A 20,319-nucleotide genomic window follows, 5' to 3' on the forward strand; every position below is an offset into this window, starting at 1 on the left:
GACTGAAGTCCCTCCCACGGTGCAGCCGGCCGCTATCCGCACTGTAGTAGCGGCTTCAGCCGCGACAAACGATGTCGGGTAAGGCGCAGCAGCGCTCGGCCGCAACTCAATACAGCTTGCGCTCGGCCGCCGGCGGCGGCGTCCACTGGTATAGCCAGGTCTCGGTCAGCGGCTTGTCGCCGGCGCGCAGGAACAGGCGGATGTCGATCTGCTGCGTACCGTCGTCCGGCGGCACCACGTCGAACATCGCGCGGTAGCCGGAGAGTTCGTGCAGCGGCCGCGCCGAGACGATCTCGGTGCTGCCGCGGCTCAACTGCAGCACCGCCTCGACCTTGGCGTCCTTGTCCTTGCCGAGCCTGGCCAGTTCGCCGCCGACGAAGTCCACCGCGAAGCGCCAGGAGAAATGGCTGCGCTTCTGCCCGACCACGCCGCCCAGGCCGGTGCGCGTGGCCACGCATTGCGCCAGCGGCGAGGACGCTGGCGGCTTCGCGCCCCAGTACAGGCGATAGCCGAACAGCAGTTCCTGCCCAGGCTGCGGCTTGTCCTGCGGATTCCAGAACGCGACGATGTTGTCGAAGGTCTCGTCGATGGTGGGAATCTCCACCAGCTGCACCGAGCCCTTGCCCCAGCCCTGCTTCGGTTCCACCCACAGGCACGGGCGCTTCTCGTAGTACACGCCGTCGTCGTGGTAGTGGTCGAAGTTGCGGTCGCGCTGCAACAGGCCGAAGCCGCGCGGGTTCTCGTCCACGAACATGTTGAAGCGCAGCTGCGGCGGATTGCACAGCGGCCGCCAGATCCATTCGCCGCCGCCGGTCCACATCGCCAGGCCGTCGGTGTCGTGGATCTCCGGGCGCCAGTCCCAGTCCATGCGGCGGTCGTTCTCGCCGACCTGGTACATGCTGGTGCACGGCCCCAGGCCCAGCCGCTCGATGGCCTTGCGCGGATACAGCGCGCTGTCGATGTCCATCAGCAGCACATCGCCGTTGGTGATCGCGAAGCGATAGGCGCCGGCCACGCTCGGCGAGTCCAGCAGCGCGTACACCACCACGGTGTCCGAGCCGGCCTTGGGCTGCTCCAGCCAGTAGGCGATGAAGTCCGGGAATTCCTCCGGGCCGCCGGTGCCGGTATCGATCGCCAATCCGCGCGCGGACTGGCCGTACTGGCCTTCCTTGCCCACCGCGCGGAAATAACTGGCGCCCAGGAACGCGGCGAAGTCGCGGTCGGTGTCCTGCTTGGTGTTGAGGCGGAAGCCGGCGAAACCCAGTTCCTTGGGCAGGTGCTTGCCCTGCAGACCGCTCTTGCCGTAATCGAACGCGGCGCCGTCGTAGGCCAGTTCCTGCGCCTGCCCGTCGACCAGGTCGAACATGTGCACCGGCGACTTGAAGTACAGGCCCAGGTGGAAGAACTTGGCCTGGAACTTCGACTCGTTGTCCACCGCCCACAACGCGTGATCCTGGCGGTAGCGGATCGATTGGTACTGGTCCCAGTTCAACGACTCCAGCGGTCCCGGCAGCACCCGCTTGTGGCTCTGGTAGGGCGCCTGGGCCATGGCCCGGGCATGGCCCTTGAGCCAGGCGTAATCGAAGGGCTGCGGCTTGCCCAGCCGGCGCAGGCCGACCGCGGGGGCGGCCTGGCCGAGCATCGGCATCGCGGGCAAGCCCATGGCGGCGAAGGCGGCGGCGGCGTTCTTGAGGAAATCGCGTCGTTGCATGGGCCGGATCGAAGCGGAAAGGGCCTCCATCATAGACAAGCGGCGTTAAACGCGAGAGCTAGGGCGTGGCGCAGGCGCCCGCCAGCGCCAGCGTCGTGGCATGCCGGCACAGGAAGCTGCGCTGCTGCGCCGGGTCGTCGCCGCCGGTGTAGTCCAGCAACGTCCATTGCTCCTCGGCCTGCATGGTCTGGCCCGGCGCAAGGGTCCGGTACGGCGCGTGCACTTCCATTTCCAGCAGGCCGCTGCCCGGATCGGAGGCTGGCGCATCCAGGTAGAACTCGACCTGGCCCTGCTCGGGATGGATGCGCGCAAGCGGCTGGTGCGCGAAGCGGATCACCCAGGCCTGGCCGCCGGCGAAGGCGGCGATCCAGCCCGCCGACGGCTGCAGCAGCAGCTTGCCGCGCTGTCCGGCGCTGCCCGGCGGCGCGGTCGCCAGCGCCATCAGTCCGTCCTGCAACACGTACTGCGGTGACGCGTAGCCGGCGCCATCGCTGGGCTGCACGCGGATATCGGCGGCGGCCGCGACCGGCACCAGCACCCGCGTGGCCGCGCTGACCCGGGTGTTGAACCACAGGTCCCAGGCCACCGCGGTCTTGCGCACGTTCTGCGCCTGTACCTGCAGCAGCACGCTGTCGGCGCGCTGCGGCGAGACCGCGAAGGTCTTGCGCAGGCGCACGCCGCTGACCGGGCTGTCCACGCCGCGCAGCTGCAGGCGCTGCGGCGCGCGCGCGGTGACGGTGGTGGTGGCGAAGCTCAGATACGGATCCGGCGGCCAGTTGGCATGCGCCGCGCGCCGCGCCGGATTGGCGTCCTGGTGCTGCCACCACGCGCTCTGCGGCCCGACCCAGACGTCGTGGCCGAAATAGGGAATATCGTTGGCCGCCGCGTTGACCGTGGGCAGCGGCTGGCGCTGCACCGCGTCGCCGACCTTGATCAGGTTCGGCCCGCCGCTGCGCTGGAAGCCCAGCACGCGCCCGCCCAGGGTCGGTGTGACCGTGAGCCGGACCACGCCGTTGTCCATGATCCATGGCGCAGGCGCATCGGTGCCAGGCGCGGTTGCCGGGGCGGCGGCGGCGAGCAACGGCCAGGCGCCGAGTAGCGCGAGCAGCACCGCGCGCGGGCGCCGCCGTCCATTCTGCGTATCGGTGCGCATGGCGAACCTGCGATCGAGGAAGGAGGCCCGATTGTGGCGACTCTGCGGCCGCGGCGACAGTCGGCCGGTTGCGCATGCGCCGCGGCCGTTGCCGCTCGGCGCACTCCGGCGGACGTGGCTGTCGCAGAAGGGCGCGCAGCGTCGGCAGCGGGCCGATTCGAACACCTGCACGTGTCGCAGCAGCGAAGACGACGGTCGTGGCGATTTCGGTTGCGGCTGGCGAAGTCCTTGAGCAGACGCGATAGTTCCGCCACTTCTCGACGACGAGGTGGCGGAGGCACTGCACTGGCACAGTCGTAGCGAGCGGCGCCGTGCGACCGCGCGGCAAGTAAGACGTTCGCGGCTGCGCCGGTGGCGTCAGGCGTCAGGCCACGGGTTGCGGCGCGGCCACGCCGCGTGCCTCTCAAACCGCCGGATGACGCCGCGGCAGATGCGGCGTCACCGCTTGCTGCAGCCGCCGGACCAACGCCGGATCCATGAACGCATAGTCGTCGGGAATGTCCAGGCAGACGATGCGCTTGCCGCTCAGGTGCCGCTGGAACGCGGCCGACAGTTTGCTGCGGTGGCGCCGTTCCATCACGAAGATCAGGTCGGCCCAGGCCAGCAGCTCCGGCGTCACCGGGGTATCGGCATCGGCATTGACTCCGGCCGACGCGGTCTGGATGCCGGGCCAGTCGGCGAAAAGCTGTTCGGCGGTCGGGCTGCGCAGCCGGTTGCGGGCGCACAGGAACAGGACATGGCGGACGGGCACGGCGCGGCGGATCGAAGGGCGATGGCCCATGGTAGCGGCGATCGCCGGCGGTTCGGGGCGGCGATGCCAGGCCGCCGTCGGCTGTGGCCCACACTGCACCGGGAGCGGCCGGCGTCACGCCGCAGCAGGACTCAGCGCGCCGCAGTCAACGCCGCCGGCGCGGCGCATGCGGCACGCAGCTCCTCCACCTCGTGCACCAGCGTGCCGCCCTGCGGCTGCGCCTGCGCCAGTTCGCGCTGCAGCGCCTGCAGTTCGCCACGCCCGTCGCCCGCACCTCCGCGGCGTTGGCAATGCAGCTCGGCGGCATAGGCGCGGGCGCGCCAGCGCAGCTTGCGGCTTTCGATGCCGTCGCCGCCCTGCCGCGCCTGCGCCTCCAGTTCGTGCAGCGCCTGCGCGTCGCGGCCGAGCCGGCCCAGGTTGCGCGCCCAGGCCACGCGTACTGCGCGCGTGCGCGGATGGGTAGGGCCGTAGCCGGCCTCGGTGCGGCGCAGCGCCTGCGCCAGCAGCGCATCGGCCTGCCGCGGTTCGCCGAGCGCGGCGCGCGCCTCGGCGATCAACCGCTCGCTGTCGCCGACCGCCGGGTTGTTCTGGCCGAGCTGCGCGATCCAGCGCGCGCGCGCTTCGTACAGCGGCGCCAGCGCGTCGCGGTGGCGGCCCGCCGCCGACAGCGCCAGGCCCTGGTTGAGCAGCATGTACGGCAGCAGCGCCTGACTGTCGGGCGCACGCATGATCGCGACCGAGCGGTCCATGTCGGCGATCGCCTGCGCATCCTGGCCGCGCTCCAGTTCCAGCATCGCCAGCGAACTCCAGCTCATGCCGGTGTCGCGATGGGTGGGGCCCAGCCGTTCCACGGTCAGCGCATGCGCGGCACGCAGTTCGCGCTCGGCGATGTCCAGGCGGCCCTGGTCGATCATCACCGCCGCCCGCAAGCGCCGCAGCCCGAGACTGACCGGGTGGCGATCGCCGTTCAAGCTGCGCGACAACGCCAGCGCCGCGCTCACCGCCTGCTCGGCCTGGTCGACATCGCCGCGATCGCGGTAGGCCACGCCCAGGCTGCGCAGCAGGTTGACGCTGAGCGGATGCCGCGGCCCGGCCTGGCGATCGAGCAAGGCGAGGGCCTGCAGATAACCGGCGATCGCCGCATCGGTGTTGCCGATGTCGCTGTCCATCGAGGCGATGTCGGTCATGCTCTCGACGATGCCGGCCGGGTCCTTGAGCACGTCGCGGTGCAGCGCCAGCGCGCGCTCGAACCAGGCCCGCGCCGGCGTGCGTTCGCCGAGCACGCGCCGACAGCGTCCCAGTTGCGAGAAGAACCCCGCGGCCTGCAGCGGCAACTGCGCCTGCGCTTGCTGCGCCTGCGCCGCCAGCGGCTGCAGCAGCGCCACGCACTCCTGCGAACGGCTCAGCAGGCGCAGCGCGCGCCCATGCTGCGCCGCCGCTTCCAGGCGCAGCGCCAGCGGCACATCGTCCTGCGTGGCCAGCAGCGCGCGCTGCCGTTGCAGCAGCAGCAAGGCTTCGCGATAGTCGCCCAGGCCGATGCGCAGGCGCGCGATCACCCCCTGCAGTTCCGCACGCGCCAGCGGCTGCCGCAGCAGTTCGCGTTCGCCGCGCTGTTCGCCGCTGGCAAGCAGCCCGCGCAGGTCGAAGCCGTCGCCGCGCTGCGCGTTGCCGGCGCGATCGAACAGGCCGATCACGAAGTCCTGCATCGCCTGCGCGCGCACGGTTTCGCGGTGCGCCTCACGCACCTGCCACAGCGCCACGCCCGCCGCGCCGAGCAGCGCGGCGGCGGTCAGGCTGCCGAGCACCACGCTCCAGCGATGGCGCTGCAGGTATTTCTGCAGGCGATAGGCCACGCCCTGCGGGCGCGCCTGCACCGTCCGCCCCTGCAGATAGCGGCGCAGATCCTGGGCCAGCGCCTCGGCCGAGGAATAGCGCTGCGGCAGCGGCTTCTGCAGCGCCTTGAGCAGGATGTTGTCCAGATCGCCGCTCAGCCGCCGGGCCAGGCGCCGCGCCTCGGCCGGATCGCGTTGTCCTTGCTGTGCGGCGCGCGCCACCGCCGCCGACGGCCGCGGCGCCTCCACCGCCAGGATCGCGCGCTCCCATTCGGCATCGCTGCTGCGGCGCAGGTGGTAGGGCTTCTGGTCGGTGAGCAGTTCGTACAGCACCACTCCCAGCGAATACACGTCGGTCAGCGTGGTGATCGGCTCGCCGCGCACCTGCTCCGGCGCGGCGTAGTGCAGGGTGAACGCGCGCGCTTCGGTGCGCGGATGCGCGTCGGCCGCGGGGTCGGCTTCCGTGTCGAGCAGCTTGGCGATGCCGAAGTCGAGCAGCCGCACGTCGCCTGCGGCGTTGACCAGGATGTTGGACGGCTTCAGGTCGCGATGCACGATCAGGTTGGCGTGCGCATGGCTGACCACCTCGCACACCTGCAGGAACAGCCGCAGCCGCGCGCCGACCGGCAGGTGCAGGCGCTGGCAGTAATCGGTGAGCGGCTCGCCTTCGACATAGGCCAAGGCCAGGTACGGGCGCCCGTCGCTAGCGATGCCGGCGTCGAGCAAGCGCGCCAGGTGTGGATGCTCCAGCCGCGCCAGGATCTCGCGTTCGCGGGTGAAGCGCTGGCGCAGCGCGGCATCGGCATAGCCGGGGCGCAGCAGCTTCAGCGCCACCTGGCGCTGGTACAGGCCATCGGCGCGCTGCGCCAGCCAGACCTGGCCCATGCCGCCTTCGCCGAGCAACCGCTCCAGCGCATACGGCCCGATCCGGCTACCGGCACACAGGCACTCGGTGGCGGTGGCCAGCAACGGCTCGCTGAGCAGGTCCGAGCCGGCCGCGTCCAGCGCCAGCATGCGCACCAGGTCGTCTGCACTGGCCGGATCCTGCGCGTGCACCTGCGCCAGCCGCGCCGCGCGCGCCTCCGGGGTCAGATCCAGCAATTCGTCGAGCAACGGCGACAGGCGTTGCCACTGCAGCGCGTCCATGCGGTGCTCCGGTCGGTCCTAGTGATCCTGCATCGCCGCCAGCAGGAAGATGCGCGCCTTCTGCCAGTCGCGGCGGATGCTGCGTTCGGAGCGCTGCATCAGCTCGGCGATCTCCTGTTCGGACAGGCCGGCGAAATAGCGCAGCTCCACCACCTTGGCCAGGCGCTCGTCGATCGCCTGCAGCCGGTCCAGCGCCACGTCCAGCGCCAGCAGATCCTCGTCCAGGCGCACCCCGCCGCTGTCCTCGGGGATCTCGGCGACGCGCTTGAGATCGCCGCCGCGCTTGCGGGTCAGGCGGTTGCGCGCGTAATCCACCACCACGCTGCGCATCGCCGAAGCGGCGTAGGCGAAGAAATGCGCGCGGCCGTCGAAGCGGGCCATGCCGTGCGCGCCGAGCAGCTTCAGATAGGACTCGTGGACCAGCGAGGTCGCATCCAGGGTCTGCGCCTGCTGCCCGGCCAACTGGCGCCGGGCCATGCTGTGCAGTTCCTGGTAGAGCGTGCTGAGCACGCGATCGAGCGCCTCGCGGTCGCCGCCGCGCGCGGCATCCAGCCACACGGTGATCTCGGGGGCGGTCTCTACCACGGCGGTCTCTCCTCCGGCCGGGAGTCGCGCGGACTATAGCGCGCGCCGGCGGCCAGCGGCTGCCGTCCGTCAGCGCTGGCAGCTCCCGCACCAGACGCTGGCGCGCTGGCCGATGCTGGCGTGGCGCAGCGGCCGCCCACAGCGTTTGCAGGCCTCGCCCTCGCGGCCGTAGACCGCCAGCTCCTGCTCGAAGTAGCCGGGCGCCCCGTCCGGGCTGATGAAGTCGCGCAAGGTGGTGCCGCCGCGGGCGATGGCGTAGCCGAGGATCGCCTTGGCCGCCTCGGCCAGGCGTGCATAGCGTGCCCGCGAGACCTCCCCGGCCTCGCGCAGCGGACTGATTCCTGCCTGGAACAGGCTTTCGGCGGCATAGATGTTCCCGACTCCGACCACGATGCGTTGGTCCATCAAGAACGTCTTTACCGGCGCACTCCGGCCACGGCTGCGCCGGAACAGGTAATCGCCGTCGAATTCGTCCGACAGCGGCTCCGGCCCCAGCTCCTCGAGCAACGGATGAACCTGCCCCGGCGCCTGCCACAGCAGGCAACCGAAGCGGCGCGGATCGTTGAAGCGCAGCACGCGCCCGTCTTCCAGACTGATGTCGACGTGATCGTGCGCCCGCGGCGGCGTGTCCCCGGGCAGCACGCGCAGGCTGCCGGACATGCCCAGGTGCAGCAGCGCGCTGCCGGCGTCGGTGTCCATCAGCAGGTATTTGGCGCGGCGGCGGATGCCATCGATGCGCTGCCCCGGCAACTGCTGCGCCACCTCCGGCGGGATCGGCCAGCGCAGGTCCGGCCGGCGCAGGATCACGCCGTGGATGCGCCGCCCCAGCAGATGCGGCTCCAGGCCGCGCCGGGTGGTTTCTACTTCGGGGAGTTCGGGCATGGGGCTGGACTGCAGTGGCGTGCGATTGACAAGCTTAGCTGGCGAAGTGTGTCGCGATTGTCGGACGTGGCGGCGATGGGGGACGGGGATAGGATCTGGCCAAGTCTTTATTCCGACTATCAAGACACCTGTTCGGCGCTGTAACACACGGTGCGCCAGGCCAACACGCGTACCGCCCGGACATGCCCTGCCAGCCTTGGATGGGCGAGGAGAGATGCATCACAAAACATGGCACGGCCAATTTCATCGCTCCCTGATGTCTTGTAGCTTATGTTTCGAGTGTTGGACCAAATGGATTCTGGGCGGGGTAGCTGCAAAGGCTGTCATAGGAAGGGATATCGAGTCAGTACACACTCTGTCGCGGGTATGCGCGAAACGCTGTGGAGCCATCTAAGAGAGCCGAGGGTCGTCAAGCGGCATCTTGTTCTTGTGGCCTGAAGTGCTTTACAGACATCTGTTAAAGATATCAATCGTAACTAGTAGCCAATCGAAATCAACTGACTAAGGAAGAGTCATGGCGTACAAGAACAAGAATTTCTCGGCGCTTGGTCTCTTCCATATTTTGAAATCGAGGTGGCCACGAATAGCGGTTGCTACTCTCATGATTTTTACTTGGCTACCTTTGTTGGCGATTGGGCAGGAAGCCAATCAAACCTTTCGCGTGAACAAAAGCGATGGCACATTAGTTGGAACTTACGAGACCCAGCAGCAGGCCGAAGCAGCGATCCGAGCCATTCCGGGACCTGCAAATGCGCCCGATGCCTACCAGTATGTAACCGAGATTAAATCGACTTCGCTCTCTGCAGACGGCAAAATTTCAATAGTTTATTGGATGGGAAAAAAGGAGAGAACACTCCAGTATTTCGGAGTCAACGGGCAAAGTGCCGATACGGAAGAGGAACTAATTAGAAACTCTATTGGGGCGCTCAATCAAGGAGGTAGCCCACCATGCGCATCGGCAACATTCTTGCGCACAAGCGAATGGAGCCCGTATTCCCCAGACTTTGAAGGCATGGAAGTCGCAGACTACTACTACACTTATCCGTACTTTAATGATTTGGATGGAAGTTGCACCGTAGAATCTGGTGGAGCTCAGATCATGAGGTTTTCGATTTGCCCGAATCCGTATATGAACTGGAAAGTTGACCAGAACGCTTGCATAAATGAGGAATTTACGGCGACTGTAGTCACCACTCAAATGGAATGTACTCGTGGCACCAACAGCCCGTCAGGACTTTTCGGAAACCCCTGCGATGTAAAGACCGGCGACAAATACGAGACAGAAAAAGACATCGACCTCGGCTGGATAGAGCTGGAGCGGTATTACCATTCCGGTGTCGTGACGACATCGGGGCGCTGGGGATTGGGTTGGTCGGACTCTCACCAGATCCGTCTTTCCATAGCTTCCCCGTATTTCGGAGTCATTGAGGGGAGTGGTTATGCAACTCTTTTTATGCCGGCCAGTGGAGAATATCTGGCAGCTAACGGAAGCGGCGAGCGCATAACGGCCGACGGAAGCAACTGGAAGCTGTATCGCCAAGATGGTGTCTACACATTTGATAGGGCGGGTCGCCTTGTTTCGCGTGACAACGAGGACGCAAGCCGGCTCTTCTACAGCTATGACCAGCATGGAAGGCTGCAGTCAATCGTTTCCGCTCAAGGACGCGCTATCGAATTCGCTTATGCAGATACATCGAGCGACGCTCAGATTACTGGGGTGAGTTCCCAAGGGTCTCTACTAGCCTCCTATACATACGATAACGGGCGACTCAGTACCGTGACATATCCAGATGGGGAACAACGCACATACCATTATGAAGATGCTCGCTTTCCGCGACACTTGACCGGTATCACCGCAGAGGATGGTCAGCGGTTCAGCACATTTGCATACGATGACAAAGGGCGCGCTATATCCAGCACGCACACAGGCGGCGCCGATGCGAGCAGCTTTGTTTATACGCCGGCAGGGACGATTGCCACCGATGCGCTTGGCGAGCAATCCACCTTTACCATGACAAGCGCTGGCGAAGGCCCGCCAAAAATAGCGTCAATCACGAATAGTGCCGGAACTGAGACCTACTCGTACTACGATGCTTCCACCGATTTTCGTCGTCGTCTTAGCGCTAAAACCGATCGCGCCGGGGTGGTTACCAAGCATACTTACGGTGACGTGGTCGAGTTCGGCGTAAGAATGAGTGTGCATACAGTTCAAAGAGGTTTTGGGCTTCCGGAACAGAGTACGGTCATTACTCATACCACCACTGATTCGAACCGTGTGCTGCGTCTCCAGTCCGATCGTGCAATCGTCACCTATACGCGCAATGTCAGGCTGCAACCGCAGACCGTAACCACGACCGACATAGACACCAACCAGGCCCGCGTCACCGCGATCAGCTACTGCGAAGCAGCGGATGTTTCAGCACCGGGAAGCACGTGCGCCATCGTTGGGCTGATCAAGGCAGTTGACGGTCCCCGAACCGATGTCGCCGATAGTGCGCAGTACGCTTATTACCCCAGCGACGACGCGGGCTGCGCGAACCCTGGTGGAGTTTGCCGTTATCGAAAGGGCGACCTATGGAAGGTCACCAACGCCCTCGGCCAGGTGACCGAGTACCTGTCCTACGACGGCGCCGGTCGCGTGCTATCGATGAAAGACGCTAACGGCCTCATGACCGACTACACCTACCACCCACGCGGCTGGCTCACTGCCAGCAAGGTACGCGGTAACGACGACAGCAGTGAGAGCGACGACCGCGTCACTCAGATCGACTACTGGCCGACCGGGCTGGTCAAGCAGGTAACCCAGCCGGATGGCGCATTCACCCACTTCACCTACGACGCGGCGCATCGGCTGACTGATATCACCGACAACGCCGGCAACACCCTCCACTACACCGTCGACCTCGCCGGCAATCGGGTCAAGGAAGATACCAAGGACGCATCGGGCACGCTCAAGCGCACGCTGTCGCGTGTCTACAACCAGCTCGGCCAGCTCGCCACGCAGGCCACCGCCAACGGCGACCCGACCGACTTCGGCTACGACGCCAACGGCAACACCAAGACCGTGACCGACGCGCTCGGCCACGTCACCCAGAACGACTACGATCCGCTCAACCGCCTGGCGCGCACGCTGCAGGACGTGGGCGGCATCGCGGCTGAGACCAAGTTCGGCTACGACGCGCTCGACAACCTGACCAAGGTCACCGATCCGAAAGGCCTGGATACGACCTATGCCTACAACGGCCTGGGCGACCTGACCACGCTGACCAGCCCGGATACCGGCACGACGACCTATACCTACGACAGCGCCGGCAACCGCACCACGCAGATCGATGCGCGTAACGTCACCACCACTTACAGCTACGACGCCCTGAACCGGCTGATCCAAGTCGCCTATCCGGCCAGCAGCCTCAACGTCACCTATACCTACGATGTAAACCAAGCCGTGTGCGCCAGCGGTGAGACCTACGTGATCGGCCGCCTGACCCGCATGCAGGACGGCAGCGGCACCACCGACTATTGCTACGACCGCTTCGGCGACCTGGTCCGCAAGGTGCAGACCACCAACGGCAAGGTGTTCGTGCTGCGCTACGCCTACACCAAGGCCGGCCAGCTGAGCCGACTGACCTATCCCGACGGCGCAGCGGTGGACTATGTGCGCAACGCCCAAGGCCAGACCACCGAGGTGGGTGTGACTCCGGCCGGCGGCACCCGGCAGGTGCTGCTTGGCAACGCCACCTATTACCCGTTCGGCCCGATGGCCAGCTGGTCCTACGGCAACGGCCGCCCGATGCAGCGCGTACTGGACCAGGATTACCGCCCGCTGGCAGTCAGCGATACCCGCAGCGACGGCCTGAGTACCGGCTTCGCCTTCGACCCGGCCGGCAACCTCAGCGCCCTGACCGCCGCCGGCAATACCGCTCCGGTGGTCAGCCTGGACTACGACGCGCTGGGCCGATTGACCGCGTTCAAGGACGGCCCGACCGGCACGGTGATCGACGGCTACAGCTACGACGCCACCGGCAACCGGCTCAGCGCCAAGATCAACACCACTACGCAGACGTACACCTACCCGACCACCAACCATCGCCTCAGCACGGTGGCAGGTACCGGCCGCACTTATGATGTGATCGGCAACACCCTTTCGATCGGCGGCACGGCGCGGGAATTCGTGTATGACACCAATGGCCGCATGGGCCAGGCGAAGCGTGCGGGCGCGGTGGTAATGAACTACCAATACAACGGGCGCGGCGAACAGGTCCGCAAGTTCCTAGGCACGGCCGGCACCTACACGCTGTACGACGAAACCGGACACTGGCTGGGCGACTACGACTCCACCGGCCAAGCACTGCAACAAGCGATCTGGCTGGACGACCTGCCGGTCGGCGTGCTGGCGAGCAACAGCCTGCATTACGTGCAGCCAGACCACCTGGGCACCCCGCGCGCGGTGATCGATCCGGTCCGCGATGTCGCGATCTGGAAGTGGGACTTGAAGGGTGAAGCTTTCGGAAACACTCCGCCGAATCAGGACCCGGACAACGACGGCACGGCCTTCGTGTTAGATATGCGCTTCCCGGGGCAGCGCTATGATGCCGCGACTGGACTCAACCAAAACTATTTCCGGGACTATGATGCTGGTACCGGACGGTATGGGCAGAGTGACCCGACTGGGTTAATTGGTGGTATCGCAACATACAACTATGTCGTGAATAGCCCACTGGGCAACACTGATTTCTTTGGATTGCGGCCGCTAAATAATAGAGAAAAAGATTACCTGTCTCTTTATATTCCAAAACGAGATTTAGACAGTACTGATGTCCGCGTAGGCGAAATGCCTTTTTATGCGCCAAGCTGGGCAACAGGAATTACCAGAGGAAACACGATCTATTTTAGGAATCCAAAACAAGAATTCATCACTGCCGCTGATTTAGGTCTTTTAGCGCACGAGTTGGTTCATGTCGGACAATATGCACAGGGAATGACTTGGATTTCTTACCTATGGTCTACAAAAAATGGGTATGAAAACAGCGAGTATGAAGTTGATGCTTACAATCAGCAATATAAGATAATTCATGAATTACAAGTGAGAATGACAAATGAATTTCGACAAAAGCACGCGGACAATTGCAAGTAAGCTCTGGAAAATGGCGACCCCTCTTATTTTACTTTTACTTGTTCCTTCTTGCGTGGTTGCTGAAAATAAAACTGTTTCAATGAAGAATTTTTTTCAGCAAACGACCTCTGAACAGATCGATACTTTTGGAAGGTATCAGATTGAAGATCAATACGCGATACTTTATTTTGGGAATAAAATTATTCATCCGCCAGCGGTATATTTAATGCAGCCATTTGCAGAACACGGGCAGTCGGCGGTTCCTTTCTTAGAAAGGAAACTGATCTCTTCAAGAGATGATTCAGACATCCGGAACATCGTTCTAATATTTAATGAGATGTCACTCCAGGGCAACTATTTAATTCCATGTGAATCAACAATTATGTCTGTGCTGGAGAAAAAGGTTCTCTCTCTGAAGAATTTATGGAAACCATCGCTTGAAAATACTGTTCGAGAAATTAAACTGAGGAGTTGTGCGTTATCGAAAAGTACCTGAGTGTGCAATCATTCAATTGCTGCAGCAAAGGGACCAGAGGAAATATCTGTTTGAAGTGAATATTTCCTCTCGCCCCTTTGATCGTCCACACACGCCCGATTCCCACCCGACGCCCGCGGCTGCGTGGGTCGCGGGCGCTTGGCGGAGACACGCCAGTGCGCGCGAGCGGAGCAAGCCTGCAGCAGCATCGCATTGGAACCTCCCATATCCGTTAAGGAAGCACGATTTTTTGAAGGAGAGTTGGGGCAATGAGCTGGACAAAGCATCGCGTGTTATCTGCATTTCTATTTGTCGCCGCGTCGACGCTTTCCACGCTGGCATCGAGCGAAGAGATAGAGGAGCGCACATCGATTCTCGATAGCACGAAGGAGGCGCTCAAGAAGGACGACTTCGCAACGCTCGAGCGGCAAGCCACGCAATTTCGAACGCAGCAGGCCCGTACCTCCAGCGGCGTCTGGAAATTGAGCGTGCTCCATGGCGGCGTCGATCGCTATTTCCTCATAGGTACGTACGACGAGGCGACATGGGCGGAAAAGGAGCAGACCGCCAAACGCTGGATCGCGGCATATCCGAAGTCTCCGACCGCACGGTTGGCGTACGCGGAGTGGCTGTCCAGACGCGCCTGGAGCCATCGCGGCGGGGGCTATGCCAATACGGTTCAACCGGAGGACTGGGCACCGTTCAGAGCCGGAATCGAGGCGACGAGACGCTATCTGGAGGACAACAAGAAGATCGCATCGTCGGATCCGGAGTGGTACGTCAAGATGGAATCCGTCGCCAAGGCGCAGCAGTGGGACGATGCCCGTTTCCAGACCTTGATCGATGAAGCGATGACGCGGTATCCCGAGTACTACGAGATATATTTCCACGCGATCGAGTTCTATTCGCCAAAATGGGGAGGCAGTGCGGCCGACATCGAACGGTTCACCAGGATGGCGATGGACCGCACTCGTGCGCGGGAAGGGAAAGGGCTGTACGCACGCATCTATTGGTACGCCTCGCAATCGGTCTACGACGAACGACTGTTCAGCGAGTCGCTTGCGCGCTGGTCGACCATGCATGCGGGGATCGACGATGTGCTCAAGGTCTATCCGGATGAGTGGAACCTGCAGAATTTTGCCCGCTTCGCCTGCCTCGCTCGCGATCGCGAAAAGGCCTTCGAACTGATCGGACGCGTGCGGGGCCCGACCTACATCATGGTCTGGAACAACGAAGAGAATTTTCAGCGTTGCAAGAGCTGGGCGTTGCAGAGCGTCATCTAGGCGTCAGCGGTGGACGGCGGCGTAGGGCAACGGCGAGGAGACACATCGAACTTACCTGCAGAACGAAACGACCATGCGCTCTTCCTCGCACGGTAAACTGGCCGCGATGTACTGCTTTCTCGCCTTGGCGATGGTCGGTATTCGAAGCGATGCGACCGCCGTCTGTTTCCTTTCGATGGCGCTGCTGCACCTTTCCTTAGGTGCCAAATCGTCCAGGTGACGGAACCCACGTCTCAAGCCCCGCGCTAAGACCCGACATGGACGACATGGGCCGGGGCAACCTCTCACTGCGGCGGCGCCGCCAGCTCCCTGGCGCTGAGATAACCATCGCCATTGCTGTCCTGCTTGCGAAAACGCACAGTCAGGGTGGCCTGGTGTTGGACGCGGCTGATCGCCTTGCCACGGCCGCCGGGAAGTTCGGCCGGGCTGAGCACGCCGTCGTGGTCGGTGTCGCGCGCATCGAAGGCGTAGCTCATCCAGGCCAGGTATTCGTCCAGGCTGACGCGGCCGTCGCCGTCGCGGTCCATGCGCTGCAGGTAGCTTCCGGTGCTGTCGACGACCTGCGCGCTGGCCGCGCCAACGGCGCCGCCAAGTGCGACCGACGCCACGAACACGGCCATGAACGACGAACGCAGCACGAGGCGGCGTTCGCGAAGCGGCTGCAGGAGACCGCGGGTCATGCCAGGGCGTAGCCCTTCAGACGCGCGGCGTAGGCCTGCAACGCGGCGATGCCGCTGGCCTCGGCGTCGTGGCACCAGGCCTGCAGTTGCTTCAGGCGTTCGCTGGCGTCGTGGCTGCGCGCTTCCAGCAGGGCCGCCAGACGCGCGCGGTGTTCGACCAAGGTACGCATGCGCGGGCGCTGCGCGACCCAGTGCTGCAGCTGTTCGCGCGCATCGGGCTTGAGCCAGCGGCCGTCGTCGACCAGGCCCTTGCGCAGGCGCCGCGGCAGCAGCTGGCGCAGCTTGGCGCCGGCCTGCGCGGCCTCTTCCTTCAGCGCCGGGGTGAAGACGTTGCGCTGGTAGTCGGTCATCGCCTGGAAGCGGTGCGAGAGCAGCGCGCGCAGGGTGTCGGCATCGGGCACGGCGATGTTGGGGCGCACGTCCAGGGTCGGCGCCACGCGCAGGACCTTGGCCAGGCGCAGCGCGGCCAGCGCGCGGATCGCGACCCAGCCGATGTCCAGTTCCCAGCGCCGCATCGAGAAGCGCGCCGAACTCGGGAACGCGTGGTGGTTGTTGTGCAGTTCTTCGCCGCCGATCCACAGTGCCCACGGGGTCAGGTTGGTGGAGGTGTCGGCCGATTCGAAGTTGCGGTAGCCCCACCAGTGGCCGAGGCCGTTGACCACGCCGGCGGCCCAGAACGGGATCCAGGCCATCTGCAGCGCCCACAGGGCGATGCCGGGCAGGCCGAACAGCAGGAAGTTGAAGGCGAGCAGGGCAATCGGACCCCAGTTCGCGTGCGCGGTGTACAGGCGGCGCTCGATCCAGTCGTCTGGGGCGCCCTTGCCGTACTGCTCGATGTCGCCGCGCATGGCGCGCGCTTCGCGGTACAGCTCCACGCCGCGCCAGAACACGCGGCCGATGCCCTTGGTCTGCGGGCTGTGCGGATCTTCGTCGGTCTCGACCTTGGCGTGGTGTTTGCGATGGATCGCCACCCACTCCTTGGTGATCATGGAGGTGGTGAACCAGGTCCAGAAGCGGAAGAAGTGCGACAGCAGCGGATGGAAATCGACGCCGCGATGCGCCTGGCTGCGGTGCAGATACAGGGTCACCGCGAAGATGGTCAGCTGGGTGAACACCAGCAGCACCGCCAGCATGCCCCACCAGCCGACGTCGAGCAGGCCGGTACTGAGGAAGTCGAGGATCGCGTCGGACATTGCCAGAACTCCAGGCCGGTGAAGGCGTGCGCCAGGTTGGTATAGGAGACATGATGGGGCCAGTGGCGGCAAACTTCACCCATCGCCTGCGTACGGTATTCAGCCGCTGCGCGCTCTTGATCACAGAACGGTTTCACTTCCATGTCCGTCGCCATCCCCGATGCAACTCCCATGCCGGCCGCCGCGCCGCTGATCGAACTGGACCGCGCCAGCGTGGTGCGCGGCCAGGTGCGCGTGCTGCACGAGCTAAGCCTGCGCATCGCGCTCGGCCAGCACACCGCGTTGCTCGGCCCGAACGGCTGCGGCAAGTCCTCGTTCATCAAGCTGATCACGCGTGAGCTGTATCCGCTGGCGCGCGCCGGCGAAGCCGCGCCGGTGCAGGTGCTGGGCCAGAGCCGCTGGCAGGTGGACCGGCTGCGCAGCCAGTTGGGCATCGTCACCGGCGACCTCAGCGTCAATCTCGCCGACATGCCTGGGCTGGACGTGGAGAGCGCGGTGCTGTCCGGCTTCTTCGCCAGCTACGTGGTGCCGCCGCATCGCGAGGTGACCCAGGCCATGCGCGACCGCGCACGCGAGGCGCTGCAGCTGGCGCATGCGTTGCCGCTGCTGCAGCGGCCGTACGCGGAGCTGTCGGCCGGCGAGACCCGGCGCGTACTGATCGCACGGGCATTGGTCAACCGGCCGCAGGCGCTGCTGCTGGACGAACCCAGCACCGGGCTGGATCTGATCGCGCGCCAGCATTTGCTGGCGACGATGCGCGGCCTGGCCCGCCAGGGCATCACCCTGGTGCTGGTGACACACCACATCGAGGAGATCGTGCCGGAGATCGATCGGGTGATCCTGCTGCGCGGCGGCCACGTGTACGCCGACGGCACGCGCGAGGAACTGCTGGCCGATGCGCCGTTGTCGGCGGTGTTCGGCGGCCCGGTGCGGGTGCGCCGCGATGGCGCGACCTATAGCGCTAGCGTGGCCGAGGTGGAATAGGCGGGTGCGCGGGCTTGTGGTCTGCGTGCTGCCATCGACGCTGGTCTTTCATGGCCAGCAGTGTGTGGGCTGGATATGCCGTCGAGACATCGGTGCCGATGCGTCCACTCGACCTGGTGTGCCGATGACTTCGTTCGTCGCGGCTGAAGCCGCTCCTACAGTGGAGCTATGGCGTTATGGCGTTGCTGCATCGGCTAACGCACGAGCATGCTGGAGCAGCTGGTCTGTTTATCTGCGCATCCGATCGTATCGCGGGCAACACCTGTGGGAGCGACTTCAGTTGCGACGCGCGGTCCCGACACGCCATCGCAACTGAAGTCCTTCCGACACCACCACGTCTGCTCCCACCGCTCGCCAATCGCAGAAATCTGCTCCGAAACCCGCTAGCCGCCACGTCCATCGGCAGCCGGCGGTTGCGCCTGATGCAGGTCCAGCGCCAGGAAGTGGTGCACCGCCGGCCGCTCCGGGCCGATGTGATAGCGCAGCGCGGCCTCCTGCAGGTCGGCGTCGGCATGCGACACGCGCTGGTGCTGACGCAGGTGCTCGGCCCAGGATTCGACCAGGAACCATTCCATCACCCGCTCCGGCTCGTTGCTGTGCTCGGTGATGCCCCAGGCGTAGGCGCCGTCACGGCGCCGCTCCTGCGACAGTGCGCGCAAGGCGTGCAGGAACGGCGGCCGGTCGGAAGCGCGCACGCGGTATTCGATCTGCACCATGACCGGGCCGCGGTCGTGCGCCACCGGTGCATTGAGCAAAGGTTCGGGCCAGTGGTTGGACGGCTGCAGGTCGGCCTCGCCCTTGGGCAGGCGCAGGCGATGGAACACCAACGCGACCAGCAGCAGCGCGCCGGCGCCGAGCAGCAGCGTGGCGGCGATGCCGAGCTGCGCGGCGATCAAGCCCCAGGCCAGGCTGCCGCCGGCCATCGCGCCATTGAACACGGTCAGGTACACCGCCAGGCCGCGGCCGCGCACCCAGTTCGGCAGCACCGCCTGGGCCACGCCGTTGAGCGTGGTCAGCGCCACGATCCAGCCGACGCCGAGCACCAGCAGCAACAGCACCGCGACGGTCTTTGACGGTGTGGCCGCCAGCGCCGCCATCACCGCCGCGGTCAGCACCGCGGCCAGCAGCACCAGGCCATCGGCGTCCAGGCGCTTGCGCAACTGCGGCAGCACGATCGCGCCGAGGATCGCGCCGACTCCGACCGCGCCAAGCAGCACGCCGTAGAACCCGGCGCTGCCGCCGAGCATGCGCCGCGCCACCAGCGGCAGCAGCGCCCACACCGAACTGGCGAAGACGAAGAACACCGCCGCGCGCAGCAGCACCACGTGCAGTTCGCGGCTGGCGCGGGCGTAGCGCAGGCCGGCACGGAAGGCGCCGAAGAACTGCTCGGACAGGCCGCTGTCGGCGACCTTGGCGCGCGGCCACCACAGCAGCGCGGCGACCACGAACACGTAGCTGAGCACGTCGCTGGCGTAGGCGGCGGCCGCGCCCAGGCTGGCCAGCAGCAGGCCGCCGCCGGCCGGGCCCAGCGCGCGGGCGATGTTGATGCCCAGTGAGTTCAGCGCCACCGCGTTCTTCAGGTCCGCGCGCGGTACCAGTTCCGGCACGATCGCCTGCCAGGTCGGCCCCATCAGCGCGCTGCCGATGCCGCCGACGAAGGTCAGCGCGACCAGGTATTCGACGGTGAGCGCGCCGGTCTTGGACAGCAGCAGCAGGCTGGCGCTGACGCTGGCCAGCAGCAGTTGCACGCAGATCAGGAAGCGGCGCCGGTCGAGGATGTCCGACAGCACCCCGGCCGGAATCGCCAGCAGGAACACCGGCAGCGTCGCCGCGGTCTGCATCAAGGCCACGGCGGCGGGATTGTTCGACAGGTCGGTGACCAGCCAGGAACTGGCGACGTCGCGCATGAAGCTGCCGACGTTGCCGAGCACGGTGGCCGCCCACAGCACCGCGAACACGCGATGCCGCAGCGGGGCGAAGCTGCCGGTCGCCGGCACGGGCGCGGTGGACTCAGCCATGCGCACGCTCGCGCAGGTCGTGCCAGGCCACCAGCACGAAGCCGCCGACCAGGCCCAGGTGCTCGTAGAACGCGTTCATCGCCGCGAAGCGTTGCATGCCGCTCATCTCCCAATAGCGGTTGGCCACGCACGCGGCCACCAGGGTGAAGCCGGCCAGCGCCAGCGCGCCCAGCCAACGATACGCGCCGCTGAGAATCAGCAGCGACGCGCCCAGTTCCAGCACGATCACCGCCGCCGCCAGCGGCGCGGCCGGCGCCATACCGAAATGCACCATCTCCGCCACCGCGCCGTCGAAGGCGAAGGCCTTGACCAGCCCGCCCTGCAGATAGGCCGCGCATAGCCCGAGCAGCGCCAGCCAGCGCAACCAGGCTGGCGTCAGGCGCGTGCCGATCGAACGGGTCGCCTCATGCATGGCGCACGCTCCGCGCGATGCTGGCGGCACGCGAGGCGCGCGGTAGGTTCCGCGCACCGATGCCGGCCTGCGTGCTCATCGTGCCCATCGCGCTCCTCCGG

Annotated in this window: 15 protein-coding genes; 5 read left to right on the forward strand and 10 right to left on the reverse strand. The window is 65.4% G+C overall.

Features of this window, described 5'->3' with window-relative positions:
* Positions 1-106 precede the first annotated feature (106 nt).
* From HEP73_RS22265 to mutM, 6 genes are all read right to left on the reverse strand, one after another.
* The gene (locus tag HEP73_RS22265; RefSeq protein ID WP_185821616.1) at positions 107-1,711 is read right to left on the reverse strand and encodes a glucan biosynthesis protein; all 1,605 of its coding nucleotides are present in this window, start codon (positions 1,709-1,711) and stop codon (positions 107-109) included.
* A 58-nt stretch (positions 1,712-1,769) separates the two neighbouring features.
* Complete coding sequence (locus tag HEP73_RS22270; RefSeq protein WP_185823554.1) at positions 1,770-2,732, reverse strand: DUF4380 domain-containing protein; 963 nt, start codon at positions 2,730-2,732, stop codon at positions 1,770-1,772.
* Between the two features lie 535 nt (positions 2,733-3,267).
* A complete protein-coding gene (locus HEP73_RS22275) occupies positions 3,268-3,615 on the reverse strand; it encodes a low molecular weight protein tyrosine phosphatase family protein (protein ID WP_255423610.1) in 348 nt (115 codons plus the stop codon).
* Between the two features lie 131 nt (positions 3,616-3,746).
* Positions 3,747-6,593 (reverse strand): serine/threonine-protein kinase, encoded by a 2,847-nt coding sequence (locus HEP73_RS22280; RefSeq protein ID WP_185821618.1) that lies wholly within the window; start codon positions 6,591-6,593, stop codon positions 3,747-3,749.
* A gap of 18 nt (positions 6,594-6,611) precedes the next feature.
* Positions 6,612-7,178: an ECF-type sigma factor gene (locus HEP73_RS22285; RefSeq protein ID WP_179570204.1), complete on the reverse strand. Its 567-nt coding sequence runs from the start codon at positions 7,176-7,178 to the stop codon at positions 6,612-6,614.
* Between the two features lie 69 nt (positions 7,179-7,247).
* Entirely contained in the window at positions 7,248-8,060 is an 813-nt protein-coding gene (gene mutM / locus HEP73_RS22290; RefSeq protein ID WP_185821619.1) for a bifunctional DNA-formamidopyrimidine glycosylase/DNA-(apurinic or apyrimidinic site) lyase, read from the reverse strand.
* A 514-nt stretch (positions 8,061-8,574) separates the two neighbouring features.
* On the opposite strand from mutM, the gene HEP73_RS22295 reads away from it, so the two are divergent.
* The 4 genes from HEP73_RS22295 to HEP73_RS22310 all read left to right on the forward strand — a co-directional run bounded on the left by HEP73_RS22295 (position 8,575) and on the right by HEP73_RS22310 (position 15,151).
* Positions 8,575-13,194 (forward strand): RHS repeat-associated core domain-containing protein, encoded by a 4,620-nt coding sequence (locus HEP73_RS22295; RefSeq protein ID WP_185821620.1) that lies wholly within the window; start codon positions 8,575-8,577, stop codon positions 13,192-13,194.
* Positions 13,157-13,669, forward strand: coding sequence for a hypothetical protein (locus HEP73_RS22300; RefSeq protein WP_185821621.1), 513 nt, complete (start codon positions 13,157-13,159; stop codon positions 13,667-13,669). The genes HEP73_RS22295 and HEP73_RS22300 overlap by 38 nt, the downstream gene beginning before the upstream one ends.
* A gap of 248 nt (positions 13,670-13,917) precedes the next feature.
* Positions 13,918-14,931: a DUF4034 domain-containing protein gene (locus tag HEP73_RS22305; RefSeq protein ID WP_185821622.1), complete on the forward strand. Its 1,014-nt coding sequence runs from the start codon at positions 13,918-13,920 to the stop codon at positions 14,929-14,931.
* Between the two features lie 73 nt (positions 14,932-15,004).
* Entirely contained in the window at positions 15,005-15,151 is a 147-nt protein-coding gene (locus HEP73_RS22310) for a hypothetical protein (protein ID WP_185821623.1), read from the forward strand.
* Between the two features lie 64 nt (positions 15,152-15,215).
* Here the strand turns inward: HEP73_RS22310 and HEP73_RS22315 are convergent, their stop codons facing one another.
* Both HEP73_RS22315 and HEP73_RS22320 read right to left on the reverse strand, forming a co-directional pair.
* Positions 15,216-15,551: an EF-hand domain-containing protein gene (locus tag HEP73_RS22315; protein WP_458309701.1), complete on the reverse strand. Its 336-nt coding sequence runs from the start codon at positions 15,549-15,551 to the stop codon at positions 15,216-15,218.
* A 56-nt stretch (positions 15,552-15,607) separates the two neighbouring features.
* Complete coding sequence (locus HEP73_RS22320; protein ID WP_185821625.1) at positions 15,608-16,804, reverse strand: DesA family fatty acid desaturase; 1,197 nt, start codon at positions 16,802-16,804, stop codon at positions 15,608-15,610.
* 141 nt (positions 16,805-16,945) lie between these two features.
* Here HEP73_RS22320 and HEP73_RS22325 point away from each other — a divergent pair, with 141 nt between their 5' ends.
* The gene (locus HEP73_RS22325; protein WP_185821626.1) at positions 16,946-17,788 is read left to right on the forward strand and encodes an ABC transporter ATP-binding protein; all 843 of its coding nucleotides are present in this window, start codon (positions 16,946-16,948) and stop codon (positions 17,786-17,788) included.
* 383 nt (positions 17,789-18,171) lie between these two features.
* On the opposite strand, the gene HEP73_RS22330 is transcribed toward HEP73_RS22325, so the two are convergent.
* Both HEP73_RS22330 and HEP73_RS22335 read right to left on the reverse strand, forming a co-directional pair.
* Entirely contained in the window at positions 18,172-19,806 is a 1,635-nt protein-coding gene (locus HEP73_RS22330) for an MFS transporter (protein ID WP_185821627.1), read from the reverse strand.
* A complete protein-coding gene (locus tag HEP73_RS22335) occupies positions 19,799-20,218 on the reverse strand; it encodes a DoxX family protein (RefSeq protein ID WP_185821628.1) in 420 nt (139 codons plus the stop codon). Before HEP73_RS22335 ends, HEP73_RS22330 begins: the two co-directional genes overlap by 8 nt.
* Positions 20,219-20,319: the final 101 nt, after the last annotated feature.

Origin of the sequence: Xanthomonas sp. GW (assembly GCF_014236815.1) — a bacterium.
In the GTDB taxonomy this organism is placed as follows: domain Bacteria; phylum Pseudomonadota; class Gammaproteobacteria; order Xanthomonadales; family Xanthomonadaceae; genus Xanthomonas_A.

Bases quoted from the DNA above. Each gene is read 5' to 3' on its own strand.
- HEP73_RS22265 (WP_185821616.1), bottom strand. From the start codon at position 1,711: ATGCAACGACGCGATTTCCTCAAGAACGCCGCCGCCGCCTTCGCCGCC.
- HEP73_RS22270 (WP_185823554.1), bottom strand. From the start codon at position 2,732: ATGGACAACGGCGTGGTCCGGCTCACGGTCACACCGACCCTGGGCGGG.
- HEP73_RS22280 (WP_185821618.1), bottom strand. From the start codon at position 6,593: ATGGACGCGCTGCAGTGGCAACGCCTGTCGCCGTTGCTCGACGAATTG.
- mutM (WP_185821619.1), bottom strand. From the start codon at position 8,060: ATGCCCGAACTCCCCGAAGTAGAAACCACCCGGCGCGGCCTGGAGCCG.
- HEP73_RS22295 (WP_185821620.1), top strand. From the start codon at position 8,575: ATGGCGTACAAGAACAAGAATTTCTCGGCGCTTGGTCTCTTCCATATT.
- HEP73_RS22300 (WP_185821621.1), top strand. From the start codon at position 13,157: ATGAATTTCGACAAAAGCACGCGGACAATTGCAAGTAAGCTCTGGAAA.
- HEP73_RS22305 (WP_185821622.1), top strand. From the start codon at position 13,918: ATGAGCTGGACAAAGCATCGCGTGTTATCTGCATTTCTATTTGTCGCC.
- HEP73_RS22310 (WP_185821623.1), top strand. From the start codon at position 15,005: ATGCGCTCTTCCTCGCACGGTAAACTGGCCGCGATGTACTGCTTTCTC.
- HEP73_RS22315 (WP_458309701.1), bottom strand. From the start codon at position 15,551: ATGGCCGTGTTCGTGGCGTCGGTCGCACTTGGCGGCGCCGTTGGCGCG.
- HEP73_RS22320 (WP_185821625.1), bottom strand. From the start codon at position 16,804: ATGTCCGACGCGATCCTCGACTTCCTCAGTACCGGCCTGCTCGACGTC.
- HEP73_RS22325 (WP_185821626.1), top strand. From the start codon at position 16,946: ATGTCCGTCGCCATCCCCGATGCAACTCCCATGCCGGCCGCCGCGCCG.
- HEP73_RS22330 (WP_185821627.1), bottom strand. From the start codon at position 19,806: ATGGCTGAGTCCACCGCGCCCGTGCCGGCGACCGGCAGCTTCGCCCCG.
- HEP73_RS22335 (WP_185821628.1), bottom strand. From the start codon at position 20,218: ATGCATGAGGCGACCCGTTCGATCGGCACGCGCCTGACGCCAGCCTGG.